We start from the raw sequence: 253 nt of genomic DNA, 5'->3' as shown, positions 1-253 counted from the left end.
ACACTGATTATTATCTCCGGTGAAATTGATGTCAGCGTTGGGCCGATGGTGGCTTTTGTCTCGGTGTGCCTGGCATTTTTGCTGCAATTTGAAGTTCCGCTGGCGGTGGCGTGCCTGCTGGTGTTGCTGTTAGGCGCGCTGATGGGAACGCTCGCCGGGGTGCTGCGCGGCGTGTTTAATGTACCAAGTTTCGTTGCCACACTGGGGCTGTGGAGCGCCCTGCGCGGAATGGGGCTGTTTATGACGAACGCAC

Annotated in this window: 1 pseudogene; it reads left to right on the top strand. The window is 57.3% G+C overall.

Going from position 1 to position 253, the window contains the following annotated elements:
* Nucleotides 1-253 (top strand): annotated as a pseudogene (locus SB765_RS31830) (hypothetical protein); the annotation flags it as partial.

Source organism: Pseudomonas sp. SIMBA_067 (assembly GCF_046534675.1).
Classification (GTDB): domain Bacteria; phylum Pseudomonadota; class Gammaproteobacteria; order Pseudomonadales; family Pseudomonadaceae; genus Aquipseudomonas; species Aquipseudomonas putida.
Note: the sequence above shows the minus strand (reverse complement) of the source record. Positions and strands in the feature narration are given on the sequence as shown.